19 protein-coding genes, 1 tRNA gene and 4 pseudogenes are annotated in these 22,453 nt (G+C 67.8%); 11 read left to right on the plus strand and 13 right to left on the minus strand.

What is annotated here, in order from left to right; translation table 11 throughout:
* Window positions 1-255: 255 nt before the first annotated feature.
* The gene (locus RV983_RS19500; RefSeq protein WP_272118185.1) at window positions 256-459 is read right to left on the minus strand and encodes a cold-shock protein; all 204 of its coding nucleotides are present in this window, start codon (window positions 457-459) and stop codon (window positions 256-258) included.
* A 544-nt stretch (window positions 460-1,003) separates the two neighbouring features.
* Between RV983_RS19500 and RV983_RS19505 the strand changes: the two genes are divergently transcribed.
* The gene (locus RV983_RS19505; protein WP_319660205.1) at window positions 1,004-1,228 is read left to right on the plus strand and encodes a hypothetical protein; all 225 of its coding nucleotides are present in this window, start codon (window positions 1,004-1,006) and stop codon (window positions 1,226-1,228) included.
* A 190-nt stretch (window positions 1,229-1,418) separates the two neighbouring features.
* Complete coding sequence (locus RV983_RS19510) at window positions 1,419-2,192, plus strand: vWA domain-containing protein (RefSeq protein ID WP_475987044.1); 774 nt, start codon at window positions 1,419-1,421, stop codon at window positions 2,190-2,192.
* Window positions 2,193-2,554: 362 nt separating this feature from the next.
* Here RV983_RS19510 and RV983_RS19515 read toward each other — a convergent pair whose 3' ends face one another.
* Both RV983_RS19515 and RV983_RS19520 read right to left on the minus strand, forming a co-directional pair.
* A complete protein-coding gene (locus tag RV983_RS19515) occupies window positions 2,555-4,228 on the minus strand; it encodes an esterase-like activity of phytase family protein (protein ID WP_475987045.1) in 1,674 nt (557 codons plus the stop codon).
* The gene (locus RV983_RS19520; protein ID WP_475987046.1) at window positions 4,225-4,422 is read right to left on the minus strand and encodes a hypothetical protein; all 198 of its coding nucleotides are present in this window, start codon (window positions 4,420-4,422) and stop codon (window positions 4,225-4,227) included. Before RV983_RS19520 ends, RV983_RS19515 begins: the two co-directional genes overlap by 4 nt.
* Before the next feature lie 718 nt (window positions 4,423-5,140).
* Between RV983_RS19520 and RV983_RS19525 the strand changes: the two genes are divergently transcribed.
* Window positions 5,141-6,355 carry a hypothetical protein gene (locus RV983_RS19525; RefSeq protein WP_475987047.1) on the plus strand — a complete coding sequence of 405 codons (1,215 nt, stop codon included), beginning with the start codon at window positions 5,141-5,143 and terminating at the stop codon, window positions 6,353-6,355.
* A 506-nt stretch (window positions 6,356-6,861) separates the two neighbouring features.
* Here RV983_RS19525 and RV983_RS19530 read toward each other — a convergent pair.
* From RV983_RS19530 to RV983_RS19540, 3 genes and pseudogenes are all read right to left on the minus strand, one after another.
* Complete coding sequence (locus tag RV983_RS19530; RefSeq protein WP_475987048.1) at window positions 6,862-8,307, minus strand: YncE family protein; 1,446 nt, start codon at window positions 8,305-8,307, stop codon at window positions 6,862-6,864.
* Window positions 8,304-8,887, minus strand: a pseudogene (locus tag RV983_RS19535) (SigE family RNA polymerase sigma factor). Before RV983_RS19535 ends, RV983_RS19530 begins: the two are co-directional and overlap by 4 nt.
* 951 nt (window positions 8,888-9,838) lie before the next feature.
* Window positions 9,839-10,270: a hypothetical protein gene (locus RV983_RS19540; protein ID WP_475987049.1), complete on the minus strand. Its 432-nt coding sequence runs from the start codon at window positions 10,268-10,270 to the stop codon at window positions 9,839-9,841.
* A 129-nt stretch (window positions 10,271-10,399) separates the two neighbouring features.
* On the opposite strand from RV983_RS19540, the pseudogene RV983_RS19545 reads away from it, so the two are divergent.
* Window positions 10,400-10,841, plus strand: a pseudogene (locus RV983_RS19545) (tyrosine-type recombinase/integrase); the annotation flags it as partial.
* A gap of 353 nt (window positions 10,842-11,194) precedes the next feature.
* Here RV983_RS19545 and RV983_RS19550 read toward each other — a convergent pair.
* The 3 genes and pseudogenes from RV983_RS19550 to RV983_RS19560 all read right to left on the minus strand — a co-directional run.
* Window positions 11,195-11,464 (minus strand): hypothetical protein, encoded by a 270-nt coding sequence (locus tag RV983_RS19550; RefSeq protein WP_475987050.1) that lies wholly within the window; start codon window positions 11,462-11,464, stop codon window positions 11,195-11,197.
* Window positions 11,465-11,956: 492 nt separating this feature from the next.
* Window positions 11,957-12,412 (minus strand): hypothetical protein, encoded by a 456-nt coding sequence (locus RV983_RS19555; protein WP_475987051.1) that lies wholly within the window; start codon window positions 12,410-12,412, stop codon window positions 11,957-11,959.
* A gap of 1,155 nt (window positions 12,413-13,567) precedes the next feature.
* Window positions 13,568-13,762 (minus strand): annotated as a pseudogene (locus tag RV983_RS19560) (UTRA domain-containing protein); the annotation flags it as partial.
* On the opposite strand from RV983_RS19560, the pseudogene repSA reads away from it, so the two are divergent.
* From repSA to RV983_RS19575, 3 genes and pseudogenes are all read left to right on the plus strand, one after another.
* Window positions 13,674-15,145 (plus strand): annotated as a pseudogene (repSA, locus tag RV983_RS19565) (replication initiator protein RepSA). The pseudogenes RV983_RS19560 and repSA overlap by 89 nt on opposite strands.
* Window positions 15,142-15,354 carry an excisionase family DNA-binding protein gene (locus RV983_RS19570; protein WP_475987052.1) on the plus strand — a complete coding sequence of 71 codons (213 nt, stop codon included), beginning with the start codon at window positions 15,142-15,144 and terminating at the stop codon, window positions 15,352-15,354. The pseudogene repSA and the gene RV983_RS19570 overlap by 4 nt, the downstream one beginning before the upstream one ends.
* On the plus strand, window positions 15,354-16,502 hold the full coding sequence (locus RV983_RS19575; RefSeq protein WP_475987053.1) for a tyrosine-type recombinase/integrase: 1,149 nt from the start codon (window positions 15,354-15,356) through the stop codon (window positions 16,500-16,502). Before RV983_RS19570 ends, RV983_RS19575 begins: the two co-directional genes overlap by 1 nt.
* A 51-nt stretch (window positions 16,503-16,553) precedes the next feature.
* On the opposite strand, the gene RV983_RS19580 is transcribed toward RV983_RS19575, so the two are convergent.
* A tRNA-Gly gene (locus tag RV983_RS19580) sits at window positions 16,554-16,627 on the minus strand.
* A 316-nt stretch (window positions 16,628-16,943) separates the two neighbouring features.
* On the opposite strand from RV983_RS19580, the gene RV983_RS19585 reads away from it, so the two are divergent.
* The 3 genes from RV983_RS19585 to RV983_RS19595 all read left to right on the plus strand — a co-directional run bounded on the left by RV983_RS19585 (window position 16,944) and on the right by RV983_RS19595 (window position 18,287).
* Window positions 16,944-17,123, plus strand: a complete 180-nt coding sequence (locus RV983_RS19585; protein ID WP_475987054.1) for a hypothetical protein — start codon at window positions 16,944-16,946, stop codon at window positions 17,121-17,123.
* A gap of 71 nt (window positions 17,124-17,194) precedes the next feature.
* Window positions 17,195-17,770, plus strand: coding sequence for a dCTP deaminase (gene dcd, locus RV983_RS19590; RefSeq protein WP_475987055.1), 576 nt, complete (start codon window positions 17,195-17,197; stop codon window positions 17,768-17,770).
* A gap of 4 nt (window positions 17,771-17,774) precedes the next feature.
* Complete coding sequence (locus RV983_RS19595; protein WP_475987056.1) at window positions 17,775-18,287, plus strand: phosphoribosyltransferase; 513 nt, start codon at window positions 17,775-17,777, stop codon at window positions 18,285-18,287.
* Window positions 18,288-18,482: 195 nt separating this feature from the next.
* On the opposite strand, the gene RV983_RS19600 is transcribed toward RV983_RS19595, so the two are convergent.
* The gene (locus RV983_RS19600; RefSeq protein WP_475990380.1) at window positions 18,483-18,794 is read right to left on the minus strand and encodes a DUF7677 family protein; all 312 of its coding nucleotides are present in this window, start codon (window positions 18,792-18,794) and stop codon (window positions 18,483-18,485) included.
* A gap of 387 nt (window positions 18,795-19,181) precedes the next feature.
* On the opposite strand from RV983_RS19600, the gene RV983_RS19605 reads away from it, so the two are divergent.
* Complete coding sequence (locus RV983_RS19605; RefSeq protein ID WP_475987057.1) at window positions 19,182-19,949, plus strand: N-acetyltransferase; 768 nt, start codon at window positions 19,182-19,184, stop codon at window positions 19,947-19,949.
* Window positions 19,950-20,147: 198 nt separating this feature from the next.
* Here the strand turns inward: RV983_RS19605 and RV983_RS19610 are convergent, their stop codons facing one another.
* Window positions 20,148-21,077, minus strand: a complete 930-nt coding sequence (locus RV983_RS19610; RefSeq protein WP_475987058.1) for a hypothetical protein — start codon at window positions 21,075-21,077, stop codon at window positions 20,148-20,150.
* 628 nt (window positions 21,078-21,705) lie between these two features.
* Window positions 21,706-22,434, minus strand: coding sequence for an SMI1/KNR4 family protein (locus RV983_RS19615; RefSeq protein ID WP_475987059.1), 729 nt, complete (start codon window positions 22,432-22,434; stop codon window positions 21,706-21,708).
* Window positions 22,435-22,453 lie beyond the last annotated feature (19 nt).

Here is a 22,453-nt window from a genome sequence, read left to right on the forward strand (position 1 = left end):
GTCGAGGCGCCGAAAGGGCCGGCGCGATCCGGGTGGGAGAAAGCGGGGCGGTCAGTGCGCGGGAAGTCCCGGCGGACGTTCGTCCGCGGCGTCGAGGGAATTCTCCGTCAAACGGCGGGTCGACCGGACCCCTGATTTGCCGCTGCCCCGGGGTTCGTCGCGGCGGTGCGACGCGGGGGCTGCGCCCCGAAGGGCAACACGCCGGGGCCCGCACCCCTTGGTGCGGGCCCCAGCGGCGAACTGCGCGTGTGGTGATCAGGCGGGAACGATGTTCTCGGCCGTCGGGCCCTTCTGGCCCTGCGCGATGTCGAAGCTCACCTTCTGGCCTTCCAGCAGCTCGCGGAAGCCCTGGGCAGCGATGTTCGAGTAGTGGGCGAACACGTCAGGCCCGCCGCCGTCCTGCTCGATGAAGCCGAAGCCCTTTTCCGCGTTGAACCACTTGACGGTGCCAGTAGTCATGTGTCAGATCTCCTTCGGGCGGTGCACCGGAATCCGCACTGTGCGGACCCCGCGTCGCTGTGATGATGACCCGCCCGGGAAATGACCGGAAATACACGGCACTTCCACCGGCATGGAGACCGGTGAAGACACCGGAAGTTCTTGGGTATCACAACTGCAACTGCCTTCGACAGTAGCACGGAGCGATCGGCCGTGCGCGGTGGATAATTACGCTCCGCCTGTTGCGTCAGAAACCCTCACCGCGCGTCGCATAAATTTCTCGTTCCGCGACAGTAGATATTGACCCCGCCGAGACGCGGTTTCCGCCTGGCGGCCGCGAGGCCGCCGCCGTCCCGTCCCGGCCCCGCGACACGCTCGGAGTACGCCCAGCGGGTGCCATCGGCAGGTGGACAAGTTCAGGTAACGGCGGGGACGCCAACGGGCGCCGTCGCGGCCGTTTCCGCAGGTCAGGGCGGAGGAAGAGGTGTCATGCGGCTGTCTGTGCACTGTTGGGGCGCACGTTCGAGCCTATGCGCCAGGCATCCCACCACGCATACTGGCTGCAATGACGAAAAGATCCGCGCCCCCGCGCCACTTGCCCACGAGCCCCTTCAAGGCGCCCGCCGAACCGGTCCTCAAGCAGTTCGCCGTGGGGGACCGCGTCTCCCACGACCAGCACGGCCTTGGAAAAGTCATGGCCGAGGAGGCCGCGGGCGGGGCACTGCTCGTCGACTTCGGTTCCCAGCTGACCCGCATCGTCAGCCCCTACTACGGCATGCACAAGCTCTGACCACGCGACCCCTCACCGGTGGCCCCGACTGCCGTCGGGCCACCCGTTCGCGTGCCCTCCGGCGCTGCGTCCGGCACGCGCCTGTGTGACGGCACGCGGCGGGCCGATCCGGCCTGCCCGGGGGCCGGGACCCGCGGATCCCGGCCGAACGCCGGACGCGGCACGGCCGGCCCGAGGACAATCAGGGCGCATGGTCATCGACTATCGCAAGCGCCCCGGAATCAATTACCGCAAGCCGTCCGGGTCACCCACCGGTGCCATCGGCCCGGAGCAGATCGCGGCCCGGGCTCCCGGCCTCGTCAGCCTCTACAAGACCGCCGCGGTCTCCCTGGCCAAGCACGCCGTCGAGGGGCAGCGCGCGGCCGTGTACCTGGTCCTGGACCGCTCCGGGAGCATGCGCCCGTACTACCGCGACGGCTCGGTGCAGCGCCTGGCGGAGCAGACCCTCGCCCTGGCGGTCAACCTCGACGACGACGGGGTCGTCCCGGTCGTCTTCTTCTCCACGGACATCGACGGGACCGCCGAGATCAGCCTCGACGCCTACCGGGACCGGATCAACCCGCTGCATGAGTCCATGGGGCACATGGGACGTACCAACTACCACGTCGCCATGCAGGCCGTCATCGACCACTACCAGTCCTGCGGAGCCGGTGATCCCGCCTTCGTCGTCTTCCAGACCGACGGCTCCCCCACGTCCAAGGCCGCCGCCGAGCACGTGCTGTGCACGTCGGCGAAGCTGCCGATCTTCTGGCAGTTCGTCGGCTTCGGCGACGACGAGTTCCGCTTCCTGCGCAAACTCGACGATCTCCCGGTACCCGGCCGCCGTGTGGTCGACAACGCCGGATTCCTCGCCGCGGGCCCGTCGCCGACGGCCATTCCCGACTCGGAGCTCTACGACCGGCTCCTCAGGGAATTCCCGCAGTGGCTGTCCGCCGCCCGCGCCGCCGGCATCGTCAAGGACTGATCCGGACCGTCCCAGCCAGGCCGCCGCGCCCTCCGGCCACGAGGACGACGAGCGGCCGTTCTGGACCCTGCCGGAACGGCCGCTGCGACCGCGGTACGCGGGCGCTGCGCCGGCTCACGCCCTCACCCTCGCTCGCCGGCAGGCCCAGTGCTTCGCGTGACGCGGAACCGGGCTCCGCGATCCTGGCCCGGTTCCGATCCTGCGGGGCCCGCGCCGCCCAGTGATCACGGCGCAGATCCTGGCCGCGCGGAGCAGGGCGGACAAGCCCTCTCGCACGGCGGTGGGACGACCGTTCACCCCGCTCCGGGCCGCTCGCCGGGCGCGCCCACCGGAGTGGGCGTGCCCGGCGGCGCCGGTGTGTGTCAGCGCACGTGGACCGTCACCGTGACGGTCTTGAGGACTGCGGGCAGCTTCGTGGTGTCGACCTTCAGGATCTCGCCGTTGTCGGTCCGGCCCGTGGGCGGCAGCGTCTTCTGGTGGACGGTCCACTTCCCGTCGGGGTCGACGACGATGGTGTCGATGCCGAAGTCGTCGTCGTTGGCCAGGTACAGCGTCCGTCCGCCGTCCGTGGTGGCGACGCCCTCGACCTTGTCGTGCGCGAAGAACGCGCCACTGGGGTCGAGCTGGCTGACCAGCATGCCGACGTTGACGTACGGCTGCTTCTGCGCGACGTTGACGCCGGCGCCGGTGAGCGCGGCGAGGGCGGCGTTGGTGCCGCTCGTCCCGGCCAGCGCCTCGGGCGACTTGCCGCCGATCGTCAGGCCGCTGACGTCGGTGGCGCCGTTGATGTCGACTACGTTGAGAGTCTTCTGGGCGAACGGCTCGAAGGCGCCGTCGCGCTCGTCGATGAGGAACTTCGTGTCGGACAGCGCGGTGATCTCGCTGTTCGCGGCACCCGTGCTCGCCGGGTTGTCCAGCAGGTACAGGTACTGCCTGGTCCGGTTGGTGCGCAGGTCGACCGTGACGATGCGGGTGGGCGCGACGTTCCCGGCCTTGGTGCTGCCGAGGTCCGGCTGCTGCAGCGCGGACTGCATGATGCCCACCAGGGTGGAGCCGTCCGGCGTGACCGTCAGGCCTTCCATGCCCTTGTTCTTCGCGCGGAAGGCGAGTTCGGCCGGCAGGTACCCGACGACCTTGTGGGACGCGTTGTCCTGGCTGTTCCGGTACGGGGTCAGCCGGCCCAGCTCGTAGCCGTTCTTGTCGAAGTGCGTGATGTACGGGCCGTACTCGTCGGAGACCCAGAACGTGCCGTCGGACAGCGCCACCAGGCCCTCGGAGTCGTAGCCGTACGGGTCCCTGGCGATGGGCGTGGGCGTACCGCCGTTGGCGTTCGTCGCGGCGACGTCGTCGATGACCTCGCTCGTGTCGTGCGGCGGACGGCCGCTGTACGGCACGCCGCCGAGGCTCTTCGGCCCCTTGAGGGTGACCTGCTTGAGCAGCTCGGCCTTGCCGTCGACGAGCTTGAACTCGCCGATCTCGGGGGTGAAGCCGGGCACCATCTCGGACTTGTTGCCGTCAGGGGCGTCGGCGTTCGGGCCGCGGTCGGTGAGACCGTAGAAGTGGCCCGGCTTGCCCGGCACCGGGGTGAGCGACGAACCGTAGCCCTCACCGGAGAGCTCGGTGGTGGTGCCGCCCGGGCCCGCGACCTCGCCGAGCGGTGCCAAGGGAGCCCCGTTCGCCCGGGCGTCCTTGAACAGCTGCACCGCGTCGGTGGTGCTGTACGTGAAGGTGTCCGTGCCCGTGAAGCCGGAGTTCGGCGTGTACGAGAACGTGCCGTCCGCCTCGATCGTCACCTTGCCGTTGGCCGGGGCGGAGTGCCGCACGACCGCGGTCGCGCCGGAGTCGTTGCGCAGAACGTCGCCCGTGACCTTGCCGTGGCCGGAGAAAGTGTCGGCGACCGCACGGAAGTCATGCGAAGGGGCCCACAGCCAGCCACCGGAATGGGCCGCGGCCGTACCCGTGCCGGCCACGGCGATGGTGGCACCGATCGCGAGGGCCAGCCGGATGCGCTTGGGAGAGAAGCGTCGTGAAGTCATACCCCTGAACCTGACGGCAGGTGGTGAACTCCGGGCCCTTCCTCGATGAACCGTCGGTTCACAAAGAACCGGCTCCTCGCCTGCTTGTGGACGACGGCCGCGCTGAGCGCTCGCGCGAAGAACGTCCAGTCGCCGTTCGGCGGCTTCTCCTGCCCGAGGTGCCCGTCCACGGTCGCACCGGGCACGGTCAGCACGGCGTCGCCGTACCGGTCGCCGTTGAAGTACCAGGGACGGCGCCGTGCACCGCGAGAGCCGGCGCGGCACGCACCAGCGTTGCGCCGGGCAGTCCCGCGAGCAGTACGGCGGCCGATCTCCAGCCGCGCTTGTACGGCGAGAGTCTTTTTCACTGTGATTTCCCCTCGCCCCCAGGGTGCGACTCGTCACTCACGTCGGTTCTCCACCGGCCCGCAGACTCGTCGTGGCGGGCGCGATGGCTGTGTCGGTTCGATCACGAACATTGCGCATTGGTCGGCGCCGTGAGCTTCTTGACCATCCATAGGACACTGACCGCGGGAACCCTTGTGGCAAGCAGCCGTTTTCGCAGCAGGGGCAGCAGGTTCTCCCTGCATTACTGGAACGCCAACGTGACCTTCTGGGCTGTCCTGCTGCTGTTGCTGGTCGTTGCCGGCGTAGCCGTCTGGTGGCAGGTGCAGAAGCGCCGTAAGGGTCAGGGCTGACCGAAAGCCGCGGACCGGTTCACGACCTGGTCGAGGGTGGACCGCCGGGGACTTCTCGCGGCGTCAACCAACCCTGAGGGAACGCCAGTTGAACTGTTGCGCAGCAGTGACAGCGCGACCGCACTCCGGTGATGGTTCACCTGCGAATATTCACGCATCGCCGCCGCTGAGCCCGACCTTGGACTCGCGGTAGGCGCTTCGCCTTTACCGGTCTCTGTTCCCTGGGGGGGGATCCATGTCCATGACCCGTGCCGCTCTGGCCACTGCGACCGCAACCGTCACCGCCGCGGTAGCCGTCACCCTGCTCGCTCCGTCCGCGGCGTACGCGACGCCCATCGACAGCACGCTGAAGGTGGCGATCAGCGACGTCAGCCACAACGACGTCGACCGTGGCCAGAATGTCCAGACGCTCACCCTGACCGTCACCAACCCGTCCGGCACCGCGCAGGACTACGCAGGCCTGGTGTTCGGCATCCCGAGCGGGCCGAGCCCCATCCTCGGGAGCCAGATCCTCTTCCAGGCGGCGCCGGTCACCGCTCCCGCCACGGACGTGAAGACGGCCCAGGAGGACCGGTCGGCGTTGATCAGGTTCTTCCCGCATGGTGGCAAGTTCGGCGACGAATTCTCCGTGCCGGCGAAGGGCAGCATCAGCTGGCGGATCACCTTCGGCTTCGGTCAGGACTACCCGCTCAACGACGACGGCATCACGCTCGCCTTCGACACCGGCAGGGGTTCGGAGAAGGTGGACTTCGACGTGCCGCCCACGCAGGCCGCCGGCAAGCTCAACGGCGTGTTCGGCCCCAAGGCCACGGTCGCGCCCGGAAAGCCCGGCCAGACCTGGTACGAGGTCGACAACACCGCCGGCGGGGCGTTCGGTGCCCCACTGCGGACACTGATCTCGGTCGCGGACGGGATACCCGGACTCGGCCTGGAGGTCCTCGACAACGGGCACTGGGTGAAGGCCAAGGCGGCCGGGAACGGGCAGTGGACCCTTCCCGAGATCCCCAACGGCTTCTCCCACGGCCAGAAGTACCGTTACGTCCTGCGGTTCACCGTCCCGTCCACCCCGGGCACGGGCAAGGCCCGTGACGTCGTCGCGCAGATCCTCACCGGCCTGTCCAAGGGCAACACGACGCCCATCGTGGACATGGAGGGCACCCTGCACTACGACCCGCGGCAGGCCGCCGTCAGCACCCCGACCCCGACCCCGACCCCGACTCCGACCCCGACTTCGGCCGCGTCCCCGTCACCCAGTGCATCGGCCTCCACCGCGGCCGCGCCGTCCCCGGCGCAGAGCACCCCGGCCGCCAACGCTCCGGGCACCCACCAGCTGGCCAAGACCGGTTCCGGCAACGTGGGCCTCTTCGCCGGCCTGGCCGCCCTCCTCGCCGGCGCGGGCGCCGCGATCACGGCCTCCGTCGCCCGCCGCCGCCGCAACACCGCGGCCTGACCTCCGGCCCGGATCCGGGTCGAACCCCGGCAGTGACAAGCGGGGCCTCCCGGCGCGCTCGGTTCGACATCTTGCGAGCCACCGTGAGGTCCTGCCGTCGTACGCGGACCACTCCGACGCCCTGGGGCCAGGACTTCACGGAGGAGGGTGGCGTTGACCCCTTGCGGACCCCGATTCCCCTGGCTCCCCGCCTTGCCCCCGGCGCGTCGGACACGTGATCACCGCTTTGGGTGCGCGGGGTCCAGAGACGGCTCGCCGGGCGGCAGCTGCGATGATCTCCGTATGGGGTATCCCGCTACAGACGAACTGTCGTCCGCAGAGCGCGCTTTCATGATCAACGCGACCGAGATCGACATCCTTCCCGGCGTCCGGGGCGATCTGGACGAGCCGCTCACGTCCGGGGGCCCCTCAGAGCTTGCTGCGATCCTCCTGCCACTCGTCGACAAAGGCTGGGTCGAGGTATGCCGCCTCGTTCCCTGGATCGCCCCCGACGGAGGCCGTGGCTTTCAGCCCGGTCCTCCCTTCTCGCGACGGGATCTCCCTGCCCTGCTGGCGGACGCGGACAACTGGGAGTACCCGGACGACGGTGACTGGCTGGGACGTGTGACGCTCGTCCTCACCGAAGAGGGACGACAGATTCCCCGGTGACGTGGGTGGCTCCCCGAGGGCGCGGTCCGCGCACCGCTGCGGCTCGCCGGCCGGGAAGCGGCCGACGAGTCGCCGGCGGCGTACGAACGGCCGGCGGGCCGCCTGGTCAGCGTTCGGCGAAGACCGGCGTCCAGTTCCCGGCCGCACCGTCCCCCCCCGATGCTGAAACCGCTCAGCGGTACGACCTCGTCGCTGCCGATCGTGACGAGCACGAGCCGGAGCCGGACGGGTGAATTCCCCCGTACAAAGTCCCAGGCGATCAGTCGCTTGCTGTCGACCCAGGTGAGCAACCGGTTCCCGCGCACCATGGTGACCAACTGGCCGGTGCGGGGGTCGCAGAGCATGGAGTGAGCCTTCCTGTCGGGGCGGGGGCCCACGTAGCTGCCCGCGACGAACTTGCCGTCCGGGGACAGCCCGGCCGCGTTGCGGCAGAAGTACGGCTCGTTCGTGGGCGCGGCGACCTGGTTGCCCGCGAAGTCGTAGTACTGCCGGTAGGGAGGCGAAGTGGTGCCGGAGTAGACGAGCTTGCTGTCGCTGCGGAAGGAGAAGTCCTGGGTGCCGAGCGTGTCGACGATGGTGGTCTTGCTCCAGGATCCCTTCCCGGAGGCCACGTCCAGGACGTAGAAGCCGGTGTGGCCCTCCTGTTCGTCGAACTTCACCCAGTCCTTTTCGCCGTCGCCGTCGCTGTCCCAGCGTTCCTGGTGCCGCAGCAGGTCGGGGTTCTTGTTGTACGTCGTCGCGACGAGTTTGCTGCCGTCGGGCGAGAACGCGAGGTCCGCGACGCCGTGGTCGACCGGGATCCAGCGATCGACCTTGCCGGTGAGCAGGTTGAGCAGGCCGATCCGCTTGGCGGGCAGGTTCCTTTCCAGGACGGCGGCGGTCCGCAGGCCGGGGGCGACGGCGACACGGGACCACTTGGTCGTCTTCACGTACGTGCCGGTCTTGGGGTCCAGGAGCCGGTAGGTGCGGACGGCGAAATTATGGCCGTCGGCCTGCTTGGCGGTACCCCAGGTGTAGTAGGCGGCCATGGCGAGGTCCCCCGCCGCGATCATGTCGTGCGGCGGTGTCTGGTCCGGGTGGGCGAAGACGTTCGCGAGGCGCGCGTCGTCCTTGCCGGGGTTCAGGAGCGGGACGGCCACGGCGATGGCGACCACGGCGGCGGTGGCCGCGGCGGCGGAGGCCAGTGCCCGGGTCCGGCGGCGTCGTCGGACCGTCAGTACACGCTCGGCGAAGCCCGGTGCCAGGGCGGGCTGTTCGGCGGCCTGTTCGCGCAGTGAGTCGCGTACCAGTTGGTCGACGTTCACGAACGCACCTCCACAGGCGAGTAGTCACGGGACGGCTGCTGCTCGGCGTCCGCGGGGCCGAGTGCGGTCAGTTCGGGGGCCAGGTCCCGCAGCCGGGCCAGGGAGCGGTGCGTGGTGGACCGCACCCGTGCCGATTGAGCAGCCCAGCAGACGGGCGACGTCGGCCTCGGGCAGGTCCTCGAAGTAGCGCAGGACCAGGGCGGTGCGCTGACGGGCGGTGAGCCGGGCCAGCGCGGAGCGCATGACGAGGCGCAGGTCGGCCGCGCCGGGGCCGTCGTCGGCGCCGTGGCGTACGGGGTTCTCCAGCGATTCGGCGACGGTCAGTTCGCGTCGCGGTCCCTTCAGCCGCCAGCGGCTGACCTGCTGCCGGTAGAGGATCTGCCGTACGTACGCTTCGGGCTCCTCGATGCGGTGCCAGCGTCCGGCGGCCTTGATCAGGGCGTTCTGCAGCAGGTCCTCGGCCGCGTGCCGGTCACCGCCGCTGAGCAGGACGGCGGTCTTCAGCAGCGCAGACGACCTGTTCTCCGAACTCCCTGAAGTTTTTCTGGCCTCGGCATCCATCGTCACCTTCTCTGATCATCCCGGGATCTTCCGCTGCGGGCTTGCTGTCCTTGATGACGTCCGCGGTGGACCCCCGCTATGCCTGCATGCATGCAAAAAATAAACGGCCCGCCCGTACCGGTGTCCGAACGCCGATGGCACATCCGGGGTTTGCGTGTCGACGGCCTGTGCACGCCCGTTGGGCGCGTGCAAGCCGACGTCGTGCTTCTGGGTTCTGCTCGAGGGTGGGCTCCCGCGACCCGGGTACCTGGCCCGTGGCGGTGTGCGGGGAGCGCGAGCGCCGGGAATCGATGGTCTGGCCGCGACTGTTGCTTACTTTCGACGACCGGTCGTCGGCCTTGATCACGACAACTCGGGTGCCGGCCTGCCGCACCACGTGCCTGGCACGTACCGGTGATCCTGCGGGCGATCCCGACCACGGCCGTGGACGACGAACTGATCCGCAGGGCGACGGCGACTCGCAGCGGACCTTGCGGAACGAACGCCGTACGGCCGTGCTCACCGGAAAGGGCCGATTCAGGGACTCGAGCCCCGGAACCGGCCCCTCACCATGCGCCCCAGGCAGGATTCGAACCCGCGACCGACCTGATCCGGGACCGTTCGTGGCCGTTGAGGTCGTCGTTGGATGTCAGCGGAACAGCTGCGGCACCGGGCACATCTCCATTGGCTCGTCCGGTCGGCCCGTCCCCACCCGATGTACGACCGGCAGACCCGCCGGCCATCGTCCTCCCGCTGGGAGAGCACCAGGCCGCCAGCCTTCACGGGCCGTCCGCACTCGGGGCAGGTGGGAAGATCGCTGGCCATGTCGAGAGCACCTCAACGGAGCGGCCTCTTCGTCCCGAAGCAATGCCGGCGATCGTGTGACCTGCGGCCGAACCGCTCGTGACCTGGTCAAACCGTCCGTGGGCGACCGTGGTTGTGCGCCTCGATGTGTGGCCGTTGTGGCGCAGTCGGACACTCACTGGGTGGGTCAGCCCATGCCTTCGTCCTGGATCAGCCACCGCCCCTGCTGTCGCACCAGGAGGTAGCCCCAGTCATGGCGTCCGGGACCCATGGAGGAGTCGTCGGTCCACCAGTGCTGGTGCAGGTCGAAGATCACCTGGACCTCCACCTCGCTGCCCTCACTGATCGGCGCGGATACGCCCAGGACCTGCAAGCCGGACGTATGCGCGAGCCAGGTCGCAGCCGTTGTGCGGTGATCCGAGGTCGACAAGGCCTTCGCGGTGGCGCTGTCGTGCGCGTCCAACGCCCGCAGGTAAGCGCTCACGACATCGCCGGGACTGGCACTCGCCGACGGCACGGGCACGTCGTACCTCGGTGTGCTCTCCCACCACCAACCTCCGCCCACCGCGGCCACGACGGCCGTCACTCCTGCCGCTATGAGCTTCCATCGTTTCGGCATGCTGCCTCTGCCCCTACCGCTTGGCCTCGCTGGTGTTGGCCACTGTCCCCAGCGGTCCGCGTACTCCCGCCGGGATGACGCCCGGCACCCTCGACCGGTTCCCGCAGCCTGAGCTTGGAACCGCTCGGCATGTGGGTCCGCCGCGCCGTTCCCGAGTCGGCCACCGGCCGGCGTGCCGTGGGGGACACCGAGTCGGAAGCAGGGAAGCGTTTCATTGTGCTGCCGGAGTTTATGCACAGGGATGTGGACCGCCACGTGAAGTGGTTCGCGGAGAAAGACCCGAACGGCTGCTGTTCGTCGGCGAAAAGGGCGGCGCGTCCCGGCGTTCGTCCTTCGCGCGGAAATGCGGAAAGCCCGTGCCGAAGTCGGCCTCCCGGCGAACTTCCGCTTCTACGATCTGCGCCACACCGGCCACACCCTGGCGACGCAGTCGGGTGCCACGCTCAAGGACGCCATGGTCCGCGCCGGCCAGTCCTCCGAGCGTGCCGCGCTGTTCTACCAGCACTCGACGCTGGAGCGGCAGAAGGAGATCGCCGCCGCGCTCGATGCTCGGGTGCGGACTGACCGCGCGTCAATCGGCGGGCACGACGACGGCTCATCGGGCACGCAACGGGCACGGGAGGGACAAAGAGGTCCGGACGACAAAGAAGCCTCGGGCTGTTCGCCTGGGGCTTTCTGCTTGGAGCGGGTGGCGAGAATCGAACTCGCGCTCTAGCTTGGGAATCACGAAACAACGGCCTGCGTGTCGATCTGACCTGCTAAAACCGTGTCCTGCTCGGCGAGTCCACCTCGGGTGCACTGTCCCTTGTTGACCGTGGATCGCCGCCCAACGTGGTGCGTTGGTGGTGCGCGGTGGGGCGGCGATAGCCCCCTGAGCTTCTACGTCCCGAACGCGATTGCCGCCCCCCGTGGCCTCCTGAACGGCTAGCGCCGCCTCCTCAGCACGGACACCCTGTAAAAGCCCACGGCTACTGCCAGGATCACCAGCAGGATCAGGCCCTGCGCCTGCGGGCGCATGATCCATTCGCCGAACGTCGTTTCATGAGGCCGGATGATGTTGACGTAACCGTTCCGGGTCAGGCCGCCGTTCTCTTGTGTCGTCCTCGCGCCCCCCGAGGCGTCGTCACTAAGAATCGGGAACAACTCGGTCAAATCCGGCGGCGAGGAGGGCACTTGCGGTGTGGGAGTGCTCACAGCACCGATTCTCGCAGCACGCCAACCGGAGTCCATCTCGGACAGAACTTGCCAGTTAGGTTGGGCGTCGCCCGCGTGGCCGCGGCCTCTCCAACGGGTGTGCACCTCGCGCACCCGAAAGGCCTGCAGAGCAGGCAGCGAGCGGGCCTGGATCGCTGGTCCGGGAGTGGCGCGCGGTGGCAGACAACGCGGCATCTGGCACGGATCTGGCACGAGACGCTTGATCTGGTCTAGACAACAAAGAAGCCCCGGGCGGTCTGCCTGGGGCTTTCTGGTGGAGCGGGTGACGAGAATCGAACTCGCTCTCTGAGCTTGGGAATCACCGGGCTTTCGGCCCGAATCATGGGCCTGATCTGCGAGGACGGCTGTGCGATGAGTGAGTCTCGGCTTGCGTGGTGACCTCTGTTGACCGCTAATTACCGCTGCATCTGGTGCTCATCTGGTGCGGCCATCTGCTCGGTCCGTGGCAACCGGGGAGCGCCAGGCTCGGGGTCAGGTGCGGCAATCCTGGCTCGCCGGGCGCCCAGCAATCAGGCGAGCGGCGACCAGTGCCTTCCGGACTTGTCGCCAACGCTGTGACGGACCGAGCAGCGGAGCCTGCACGACGCACAACGCGAAGATGAGCTGGCCCATGACGGGGATGACCAGCATCTCCGAGAAGTTCTGGAAGAGCAGGAACCAGGTTGGCAGTACAAGGAGGCCGGCCAATGGAAGGCGGAACGCTGCGCCTGTCCGCGGGTTCAGCAGCGAGTAGTAGGCGCTGATCAGCAGAGACGGGATCCCGATGGCTGGGAAGAAGACCAGCCAGCCATCCGTGAAGTCGTCCGGAGGCAGTGACCAGTCCACCGCTGCCCACGTGAGGGTGTAGGTAAGGACATACCGTGCGGCCAGATCGACAAGCCGTAGCCCGATGACCCCCAGATTGCGCCATGGCTTGCTCGCATCCACAGCCGTTCCCCCTTCACGCCACGACAGGTCAGCGGCCTCTCGCGGCTGCCGGTGCGTGCGTCATCGTGGCACGAATCTTGAACGTGTTCAATTTCTGAGGTGATGTCGAGTCGTCGGCTGTGGACACGGTGACGTCATCGAGTGCGTAACCAGTTTGGAAGACTGAGGCTGCGACCCATGCCCCACCTGGGCAGACGCTGAACTGCGGCAACGCCGGTTCGGCACCGCTGTTCCCCGTGGCTCCCCGTTCGGCACCGCCTTACGTGGCACGGCTGTGGCACGTCCGATCCCTGCGATGGGGGCTATGGGCGCGACGGTCACCCAGGTCTGCTCGTCTGATCGGACGGGTGCCCTGGGCCGTGTCGGCGTCGGGCGAAAACTGGAGCGTGGGCGCGGCCGGACGTCGGCCGCGCGCCCGGCGGAGCGTGAGCGACGCCGGGTGACTTGATGAGGTAGGGAAACCTGTAACAGGCCAGGTGAGGGGACTGCTGTCCTGTCTCGGTTGATGGTTGACAGTGTGGCTTCAGTAGGGACCACCCCGGAAGTACATGCTTCCATGCGGTTGGGGGCGAGCACCTCGCTCGTGCGCGGCGTCAGAGCGGTCGGTAGGTGCCGACTTCTCCGCCAGCGCCCGCAAGGTCTCCAGACCGGCCAAGACCTGAGAGCGATTGTCGGACTTCTTCATCCACGCGGGCAGCCGGGCAAACATTGCCCTCGTCGGCCGTGCGTCACCGCGCTCGCGCAGTTGGGCTCCGATGTACGCGGACAGTTCGTTGACGTGCTCGACGTTGTAAGCCCACAGGGTGTGGCCGGCGCAACGGGTCTGGAGCCAGAGCGGTCGGTGGAAGAACGGATCTTCGCTGCCGCCCAGTACTACCCCGACCAGCCCGGCCCCCCGCACCTCGGGGCCCCAATCGCTGATGAAACCGCACCTTCCGCACGTCAGACGGCGTGGCCGGAACAAGAGCTCGCTGAAGTACCTGAGTGGGGGTAGGCCAGGCCGGGGAACCACGACTGCACAGCCATCGCATCGCGGGCAGACCACCAGCATGCGGATGGCGAACCGCGCCAACGACCAACCTGGGTCGTAGTGGCGGGCAGGCTCTATCGGCTCAGAATCCATAGCAGAACACCCTCGCAGATTCTCGATACAACCTATGCGTCGAAGTCGTATTCGAGGATGTACGCGGCTGAGTCCAGGGTCATCTCGTTGACCTCGACCGGGCGTCCCTCGTCGGCGATGGCGGTGCGGCAGATCAGGATGACGGGCATGCCCATCGACAAGCCGAGTCGGGTTGCCTCGTCCTGTGACGGCATCCGGCTGCGGATCTCTTCGCGGAAGTGCACGGGGTCGGCGGGCCTGGACACGGCCACCCTCGCAGACCTCCTGCGGGTGGCCGGGTCGGACGGCTTCGACCGCTGGCAAGACCACATCCGCCGCACCGGCGGCTGCTCCGACCCCATCCACCTGACCGGCTACACCAAGACCCTCGACCGGGCCACCGGGCAGGTTCTCCACGCCTACTCCACCGACACGAACCCGGCGGACGGCTCCGCGTCGCGTGCGGCAACCGCCGAGCCTCCCGCTGCCCCTCGTGCGCCTGGACCTACGCCGGCGACACCTACCACCTCATCCGCGCCGGCCTCGTCGGCGACCCCGGCAAGGGCACCCCCGAGACCGTGCGGGTGCACCCGAAGGTGTTCGCCACCCTCACCGCCCCCTCCTTCGGCCCCGTCCACAACCGCCCGACCTCGGGCTGCTGCCGCTGCGGTGTTGGCCACTTCGAGGACGACACCGCGTTAGGCACGCCCCTCGATCCCGAGTCGTACGACTACGCGGGGGCGGTGCTGTGGAACAACCACGCCTCCGACCTGTGGCGGTACTTCACCATCTACCTCCGCCGCGAGATCGCCGCCCGCGCCGGCCTCACCCAGCAAGCCGCCCGCGAACAATCCCGCGTCTCCTTCGGCAAGGTCGCCGAATACCAACGCCGCGGCGCCGTCCACTTCCACGCCATCGTCCGCTTCGACGGCCCAGACGGACCCGACACACCGCCCCCGCCGTGGGCGACCCTCGACCTCCTCACCGACGCCATCCACGCCGCCGCACGCCGCGTCGCCCTCCCCGTCCCCGCCGCCGGCGACTACCCGGCCCGCACCCTGGGTTGGGGCACCCAGCTCGACGTACAACCCATCCGGTCCACCGACGCCGACACGGACGGGGAACTGACCGAACAGGCCGTCGCCTCCTACGTGGCCAAGTACGCCACCAAAGCCGCAGAGACCACCGGCACCGTCGACCGCCGGGTCGGCAACCGCGAAGCCCTCGAACTCCTCGGCGTCCCCCCGCACCCGCGCCGCCTCATCGAAGCCTGCTACGACCTCCACCGCCTCTACCCCGACCGCAAGCTCCTCGACTGGGCCCACATGCTCGGCTTCCGCGGCCACTTCTCCACCAAATCCCGCCGCTACAGCACCACCCTCGGCGCACTGCGCCAGGTCCGCGCCGACTACCGCGCCGCCCAACAACGCGAAGCCCTCGGCCTACCCGACCCCGACGACTCCCCGGAAGCCACCACCCTCGTCCTCGCCCACTGGACCTACGCCGGCCACGGCCACACCCCCGGCGAATCCCTCCTCGCCGCCACCATCCACCGCGACATCCAGCTCAACCGCGAAACCGCCCGCGAAGCCCTGCAAGACCTCCGAGCCACGGAAGGGGACCTGCTGTGAGTGACCTCCTGCTGACCGTTGAGCAAGCCGCCGAACGCCTCGGCACGACCGCCCGCTTCCCTCGTCGGCTGATTGCCGAACGCCGCATTGCCTTCGTGAAGGTGGGGCGCCACGTGCGGATCGCGGAGAGCGCGTTGTCGGCGTACATCGCAGGCAACACTGTCGAGCCGATCCGCCAGCGCCGTTCCCGCCTCGGAAGGGCTGCCTGATGGGCAACAACAAGGGCTCGCGGCGCCGGTTCGGGTCCGTGCGGCAGTACCGGTCCGGTCGTTGGACGGCGGGCTACCTAGGGTCGGATGGGCAGGAGTATCGGGCGCCGGAGACGTTCGCGACCAAGCGGGATGCCGAGATTTGGCTGTCACAGATCGAGGCGGATCTGACGCGTGGGGATTGGCAGGACCCGAATGCTGGGGCGGTCAACTTCGAGGTGTACGCCCGTCAGTGGATTGCCGAGCGCGACCTGTCGGCGACCACTGAGGAGCTGTATCGACGGCTGCTCAGGCCGCACATCCTGCCGACCTTCTGCGCCTGGGACCCGGATGAGATCACGTCCCCCCGCGTCCGGACCTGGCGGGCCGAGCGCCTGTCGGCCACTGGAGCGGCAACGACCATTGCCAAGGCATACCGGCTGCTCAAGGCGATTCTCGAAACGGCCGTCGAGGACGAAATGATCCGCCGCAATCCGTGCCGCATTCGAGGTGCTGGCAAGGAGTCGGCACCGGAGCGGCCGACCGCGACCGTGGACCAGGTGGACGCGCTCGCCGACGCCATGGGACCGCGGTGGCGGCTGATGGTCTACATCGCCGCTTACGGTCCGGCTCGCCCGGAAGAACAGGCCGGCCTTCGGCGCCTGGACGTCGACATGGATGCCGTGGGCGTGTGGGTCCGACGTGCCGCGCCGGAGCTGACGACGGGAAAGCGTGCTGAGGGGCCCACCAAGTCCGAAGCGGGGAAGCGGTTCATCGTCCTGCCGCCGTTCATGCGCAAGGACTTGGAGCGGCATCTCAAGTGGTTTGCCGAGAAGGAGCCGAACGGCCTGCTGTTCGTAGGAGAGCGGGGCGCCCCTTTCCGCCGCTCGTCCTTCGGCCGCAAATGGCGGCGGGCCCGCGTCAAGGTGGGGCTCCCGGAGAACTTCCGCTTTTACGATCTGCGCCACACCGGGCACACCCTGGCCACCCAATCGGGCGCCACGCTCAAGGACACGATGGTCCGAGCGGGCCAGTCCTCTGAGCGGGCTGCGCTGATCTATCAGCACTCGACGCTGGAGCGGCAGCGGGATGTCGCGGCGGCTCTCGACACGCTGGTGCGCACAGAGCGGGCGAAGGCATCTGGTGCGGATCTGGTGCGCGACGCCTAGAGAGGTCTGGACAACAAAGAAGCCCCGGGCTGCTGGCCTGGGGCTTTCTGGTGGAGCGGGTGACGAGAATCGAACTCGCGCTCTGAGCTTGGGAAGCTCATGTTCTACCATTAAACTACACCCGCGTAAGTCGCCCGTTGAGGCGTCTCGTCGTTGCACACTGTACCCCATGGCCGGCCCCGGACGCATACGCTCCGGGGTCGTCGTGTTGTCGGGGCGCGCCCCCCGGTCGAGGGTGGGTCAGGGCACGGCTGGGGGCCTTGGTGAAGGGGTTGTGGAGGGGTGTTTCACGGAGTGGCGGAGTGTGCGTCCTGGGGTCGATCGGGCGTACGGTGAGGGCCGGTTGGCCGGGCCGGGGTGGGCGGAGTGCCGCGCGGGACAGGGGTGGGTTCATCCCCTAATGTGGCTTTCGTCGTTGAGGTACCGGGGAGAAGGGGAGCGATGGATCGCACCGTCGTTCGTTGTGCCGAAGGGCACGTTTTCAGCACCGCCACGCTGCCGATGCAGAACCTGGGAGCCGGACGGCTGGGCCCGGGTCGGTTGATCAGGTGCCCGCAGTGCGCGCGGATGCGGAGTGTGGTGCCGGTGTCGGTCGCGGTCCCGGCCGAGGGCGAGAAGTAGGCAGGCCGGACGGGACGCGGGGGCCCGTGGCCGATTCGGCCATGGGCCCTGCTGCCGCGTAATCTGCTGGTGTGCTGCTCTCAGACAAGGACATCCGGACCGAGATCGACAACGGACGGGTCAGGGTCGACCCGTACGAGCCGACCATGGTGCAGCCGTCGAGCATCGACGTGCGGCTGGACCGATTTTTCAGGGTGTTCGAGAACCACCGCTACCCGCACATCGATCCGGCCGTCGAGCAGCCGGACCTGACGCGGCTGGTGGAGCCCGAGGGGGACGACGCGTTCATCCTCCACCCCGGGGAGTTCGTGCTGGCGTCCACGTACGAAGTGATCTCGCTGCCGGACGACGTCGCCTCCCGGCTGGAGGGCAAGTCCAGCCTCGGCCGGCTGGGGCTGCTGACGCACTCGACGGCGGGCTTCATCGACCCCGGTTTCTCGGGTCACGTGACCCTGGAGCTGTCGAACGTCGCGACGCTGCCGATCAAGCTCTGGCCCGGTATGAAGATCGGGCAGCTCTGCCTGTTCCGGCTGACGTCGGCGGCGGAGTTCCCGTACGGGTCGGAGAAGCACGGCTCGCGCTATCAGGGGCAGCGGGGGCCGACGCCCTCGCGGTCCTACCTCAACTTCCACCGGACGCAGGTGTGAGCGTATGACCGGACGCGCGCGGGAGAACCTGACCTACGAGGCCTTCGGCGACGCCGTGCGCGAGATGGCACAGGCGATCGCCGACGACGGCTTTGAGCCCGACATAGTGCTGTCGATCGCCCGCGGCGGGGTTTTCGTGGCCGGCGGCCTGGCCTACGCGCTCGACTGCAAGAACATCCACCTGGTCAACGTGGAGTTCTACACCGGGGTCGGCACCACGCTGGAGATGCCGGTGATGCTGGCGCCCGTGCCGAACGTGATCGACTTCTCCGACAAGAAGGTGCTGATCGCGGACGACGTCGCCGACACCGGCAAGACGCTGAAGCTGGTCCACGACTTCTGCGTCGACCATGTCGCCGAGGTGCGCAGCGCGGTGATCTACGAGAAGCCGCACTCGCTCGTGAAGTGCGACTACGTGTGGCGGCGCACCGACGACTGGATCAACTTCCCGTGGAGTGTCGTGCCTCCAGTACATAAGTCCGGAGAGGCACCCAAGGGGAACAGGGAAGCCCTCTGATCTGCGGCTTTCCGTCGAATGTCATTCGGGAGCCCTCGGACGTCACCGGGGCTCTCAAGCATGATGGCGCCTTCTGATCCGTAGCTCTAAGCGAAGCGGTCATCTACGGCCCTTGCGGTTGCTTCCGCGCTTTGGAACGTCGAGATCGGTCGTGATCGGTTGCTGTGGTTGCAGTACAACGCTGCGGTACCGCCGTCAGTGCAACTCGGTCTCCCAGGGCTCGAACGGTGGCTTCACTTGGTAGCTCGGATCACAGTGCAAGCGGACCCATTGCGCGGCACGGTACTGGGCGTCCCCCTGGTTCAGCACTTCCCCATTTTCGTCCACCTCTAGGACGTTGGCGAAGATTGCAAAGACCTGCTCCAACGAAGATCCGAAAGCCATGAGCTGAGGCCGGTAGTCGGTGCCCTCCAAGAGATCCACGTCAAGGGTGCCATTCGCGATGTATAAGGCGAAGAGGCGCAGCGCTGCGCGTACGTCTACAGGAAGGTGATCCACGGGGGACATCATCTCTCGGACCGGAACGTGAAGCCCCAGTTTGGAAGACGCCGTATGCGGATGATGGCTGACCTGGGCCGGAGCGTGGTTGGCGCCGTTGTTCCCCGTGAGTCCCCGCTATGTCCCGCTGTAACGGGCACGCAACGGGCACTGGGCCTCTTCGTCCCGAAGGAACTTTGCTGGGCGCTTGACCTCAGGCTGGTCTGTCTCTCACCTGCTGCGACGGTCCGCAGACGTCCGCGGTTGTTCGCCGCTGTGCGTCGGCGTTGTCACGCAGTTAGACACTCACGTCCGTCGACCCGCCCACCAGAAGGCAGGTACGAAACAACGTCGCAAGAGGAGCTGAGAGACAAAACTTCTGGCCCCGAGGGGTGTTCCCGTGGCAGGGTCCCCGCCATGGCAGACATGGACAGCATCGTGATCACCTCGCTCGCCGAGCGGCCGTCGTTGGCCTCCCGGATCTACGAGATCGCTGAGACCTGGCCGGCCTTCATACCGAACGATCCGGTCGCGGGTGCCTTGCTGAGCCGGGTGGTCGAGAACTTCCCCCAATACTGCGTAGTGGCAACGGACGGTGGCCGTGTTGTTGCGCGTGGGCTGAGTGTGCCTTTCAACGCCGAGCTTGACGGCCGCGAGGAGATGCCGGACAAGGGCTGGGACCAGGTGCTCGTGTGGGCGTTCCACGACCAGCGCCGCGGGCATTCACCGACAACAGTCAGTGCGCTGGAGATCACGGTAGACACCGAATACCTCGGCCGTGGCCTGTCCTACTGCATGCTGGCCGGGCTGCGGGACGCCGTCGGCCGACAGGACCACGACGTGCTGTTGGCTCCGGTCCGTCCCACAGCCAAGCACCTCGAACCGCGCGTCCCCATGGCCGACTACATCCGCCGACAGCGCGACGACGGATTGCCGACCGACCCATGGCTGCGAGTACATGTCAAGGCCGGTGGCAGCATCGTAAAGGTCGCTTCGGCGTCGATGACGGTCAGCGGCTCTCTGGCCCAGTGGCAACAGTGGACCGGTCTGCCCTTCGACAGCGACGGTGACATCGGCGTGCCCGGCGCCCTCGTCCCGGTGCACTGTGACACCGCACATGACCATGCGGTCTACGTTGAACCCAACGTATGGATCCGGCACGGCGTGAATCCTCACGCCGCCTGACGATCACCGCTCCCCAAGGTCAATCCTCAACTGACGTTCGAGGATGAGCACCTGCGCCGGTGTTCGGAGCACCGCCCCTGACCAGGGGAATGGGCGTCGGCGACTGTCGTCATCTGTCGCCGTTGGCTACCGTCGGACGGCCCAGAGACGGCCCCAAGCTCCGAACTCGTCGTGGCCTCCGGCTTGTTTGCGACTCGGCTAGGAATCGCTGAACCAGGAGCCGATCGAGTTCCATTGGAGGGTATCCCGCCAGGCAATCTCGCCCGCCGCCCAGCCCGCCAAAGCTGCGATGACCTTGTCCGCTGAGAGTGTCCGTGTCTGATAGTGCTCGGCGGGACTGCGATCACGATATTCGAGCTCGTAGGTGCCGTCAGGCCGGAGCCAGACCTGGGCGTAGCAGTCCGCGTCCGCGGCGCACTCCAACACGAGGAACCCGTCGCGGGGAAGGCTCAACACCGCTGCTTCCAGTCTGGCGCCGCGTGGGCAGTTCTGGTCGGGGCGGTGGCCTGGGTGCGCGGGGGGGCCCGAGCCTGCGGGGTCTTCTCGGACGGGCTCGGCCGGCGGCAGTCCGCAGGCGTCGACCAGCTCGAAGAAGACGTCTTCCACGAGCGGCTCCGCTTTCTTGGTCAGGACCACACGCAGTGCTTCCCGATCCGCGGTAAAGCCGCCCTCGGCCGCCCAGACCGCTATCTGCTCCGCCGTCTTGGGAACGTCCGCGAGCAACCAGCGGACCCTCCTATCTTTGTCGGTCTCCCCCCTTGGCGCCTCATCCTCCGAAGGCGGCGACACCGACACTTCGTAGTCGGCAGCCATCACCGGATCAAGGAAGGTCGACCAGGTCACCCCGGACGGAGTGAGACCGCGGACGTAGCAGACATCGCTGTCCATGACGCTTGCGATCATGACTGGCGAGCCAGTTGCTGTGACCAGCCGGTGCAGCCAGCGGTCGTCGTCGTTCTCCGGCAGATAGTCATTCACTTGCAGCGTCTGCCAGCCACCGGGGCGCGGCCAGCACTCGTCGAAGTATTCGGCACGCTCCTCGATGCACCACTCCGGGTCATCGAATACAGGCAGGTCCCGCAACGAAGAATCGCTACGAACTAGAACAAAATCGCCAGAATAACTCATGCTTCCTCCCCAGGGACTGCCGCGATGCTAGCGACGGGGGCGGACACCGGCTGGGTTGCCCACGCAGTCGGCGTAGCGACTTTGGCCGGGAGTTTCAACGAGCCAGTCAAGCACCGGGGCGCTCGGATCCTGGAGCCCCAGTTTGGAAGACTGAGGCTGCGGACCCGGCCTCACCTGGGGGGACGCTGACCTGCGGCAAAGTGACCCCGTCACCGCTGTTCCCCGTGGGTCCCCGTTCGGCACCGCCTCACCTGGCACGGCTGTGGCACGCCCGGTCCCTCGACGCGAAGTGTGGGCGTAGTCGCTGAGGTCTGCCGGGCCATGTGGTGTCAGTACTTCCGTACAAGCATCGGAGCGCCGGCCGCCCCAGCCACCGAGGTTCTCACCTTCATGCCCCTGGGCCTATCCTGCGGGCGGCCGGTGGCGGGCGGCCGTGCCGAGCGGGGCGAAGACTGGAGCGTGGGCGCGGCCGGACGTCGGCCGCGCGCCCGGCGGAGCGTGAGCGACGCCGGGTGCCTTGATGAGGTAGAGAAACCTGTAACAGGCCTGGTCAGGAGGCAACTGTCCTGTCTCGGTTGACAGAGTGTGGCTTCACCTGATGCTTGACACCGCTTGCCTCGGCTTGAAGTCAGCGAACCCACAGCCCAGGGAGCTCCGCTCGAATGGCTTCGAGATCGGCAGGCGTATGTCCGCGGGCGTGAATCCAGGACTCGTCCTCGATGCCGTCCCGGCGCACCAGTCGGCCGGGAGCTGCGTACCAGCGCACTGGCGAGTCGTTTTTGCTCGCCCACATCGGATGGTCAGGCAGGTCCACCCGCACATAGCGAGCCTGGAGGTTCGGCATGAGCGTGTCTGGGAGCTCGCAGGCGTCGTAGAGGTTGTGGTTGTCCGCTCCGAAGAGCGACTCGCTGAGTACGAGTTCCACCCAGGCCAAGGACATCCGATCGAAGAAGGGAATCCAACCCTCAGACGATTCCACCAGCACCGGCGGGTCCTCCTGCTCGATCTCGTCCAGCGGAATCCCCCAGTACGCACATCCCTGGTTCTCGTGGCGAAAGATCAGGACACCGTTCAAGGCGTCATCGACGTAGAGCCCGGTCGGCCGGACCAGAGGGTCCTGCTGTCGGGTCAGGTCGTCACGCTGGCCGAAGAGCTCAAAACCCTCCCGCAAGGCAGCCGGAAGCTCGAAGCCCAGATCGGCCTCCGCAGTAGCCAACTCGTTTTGGGCGCAGCCGTCTTCCGCTCGCAGAGGGCACCCCGTCCATGCATCGGCGAACCAGCGCACGAAGTCCCAAGCCTGGGAACGATTCTGCACCCCGCCCCGTAGCACCACTGACACGTCAGGGTCGTTCAACATGCCGGGGAGGCTACCGCCT

The organism is Streptomyces sp. RLA123, from assembly GCF_056270165.1.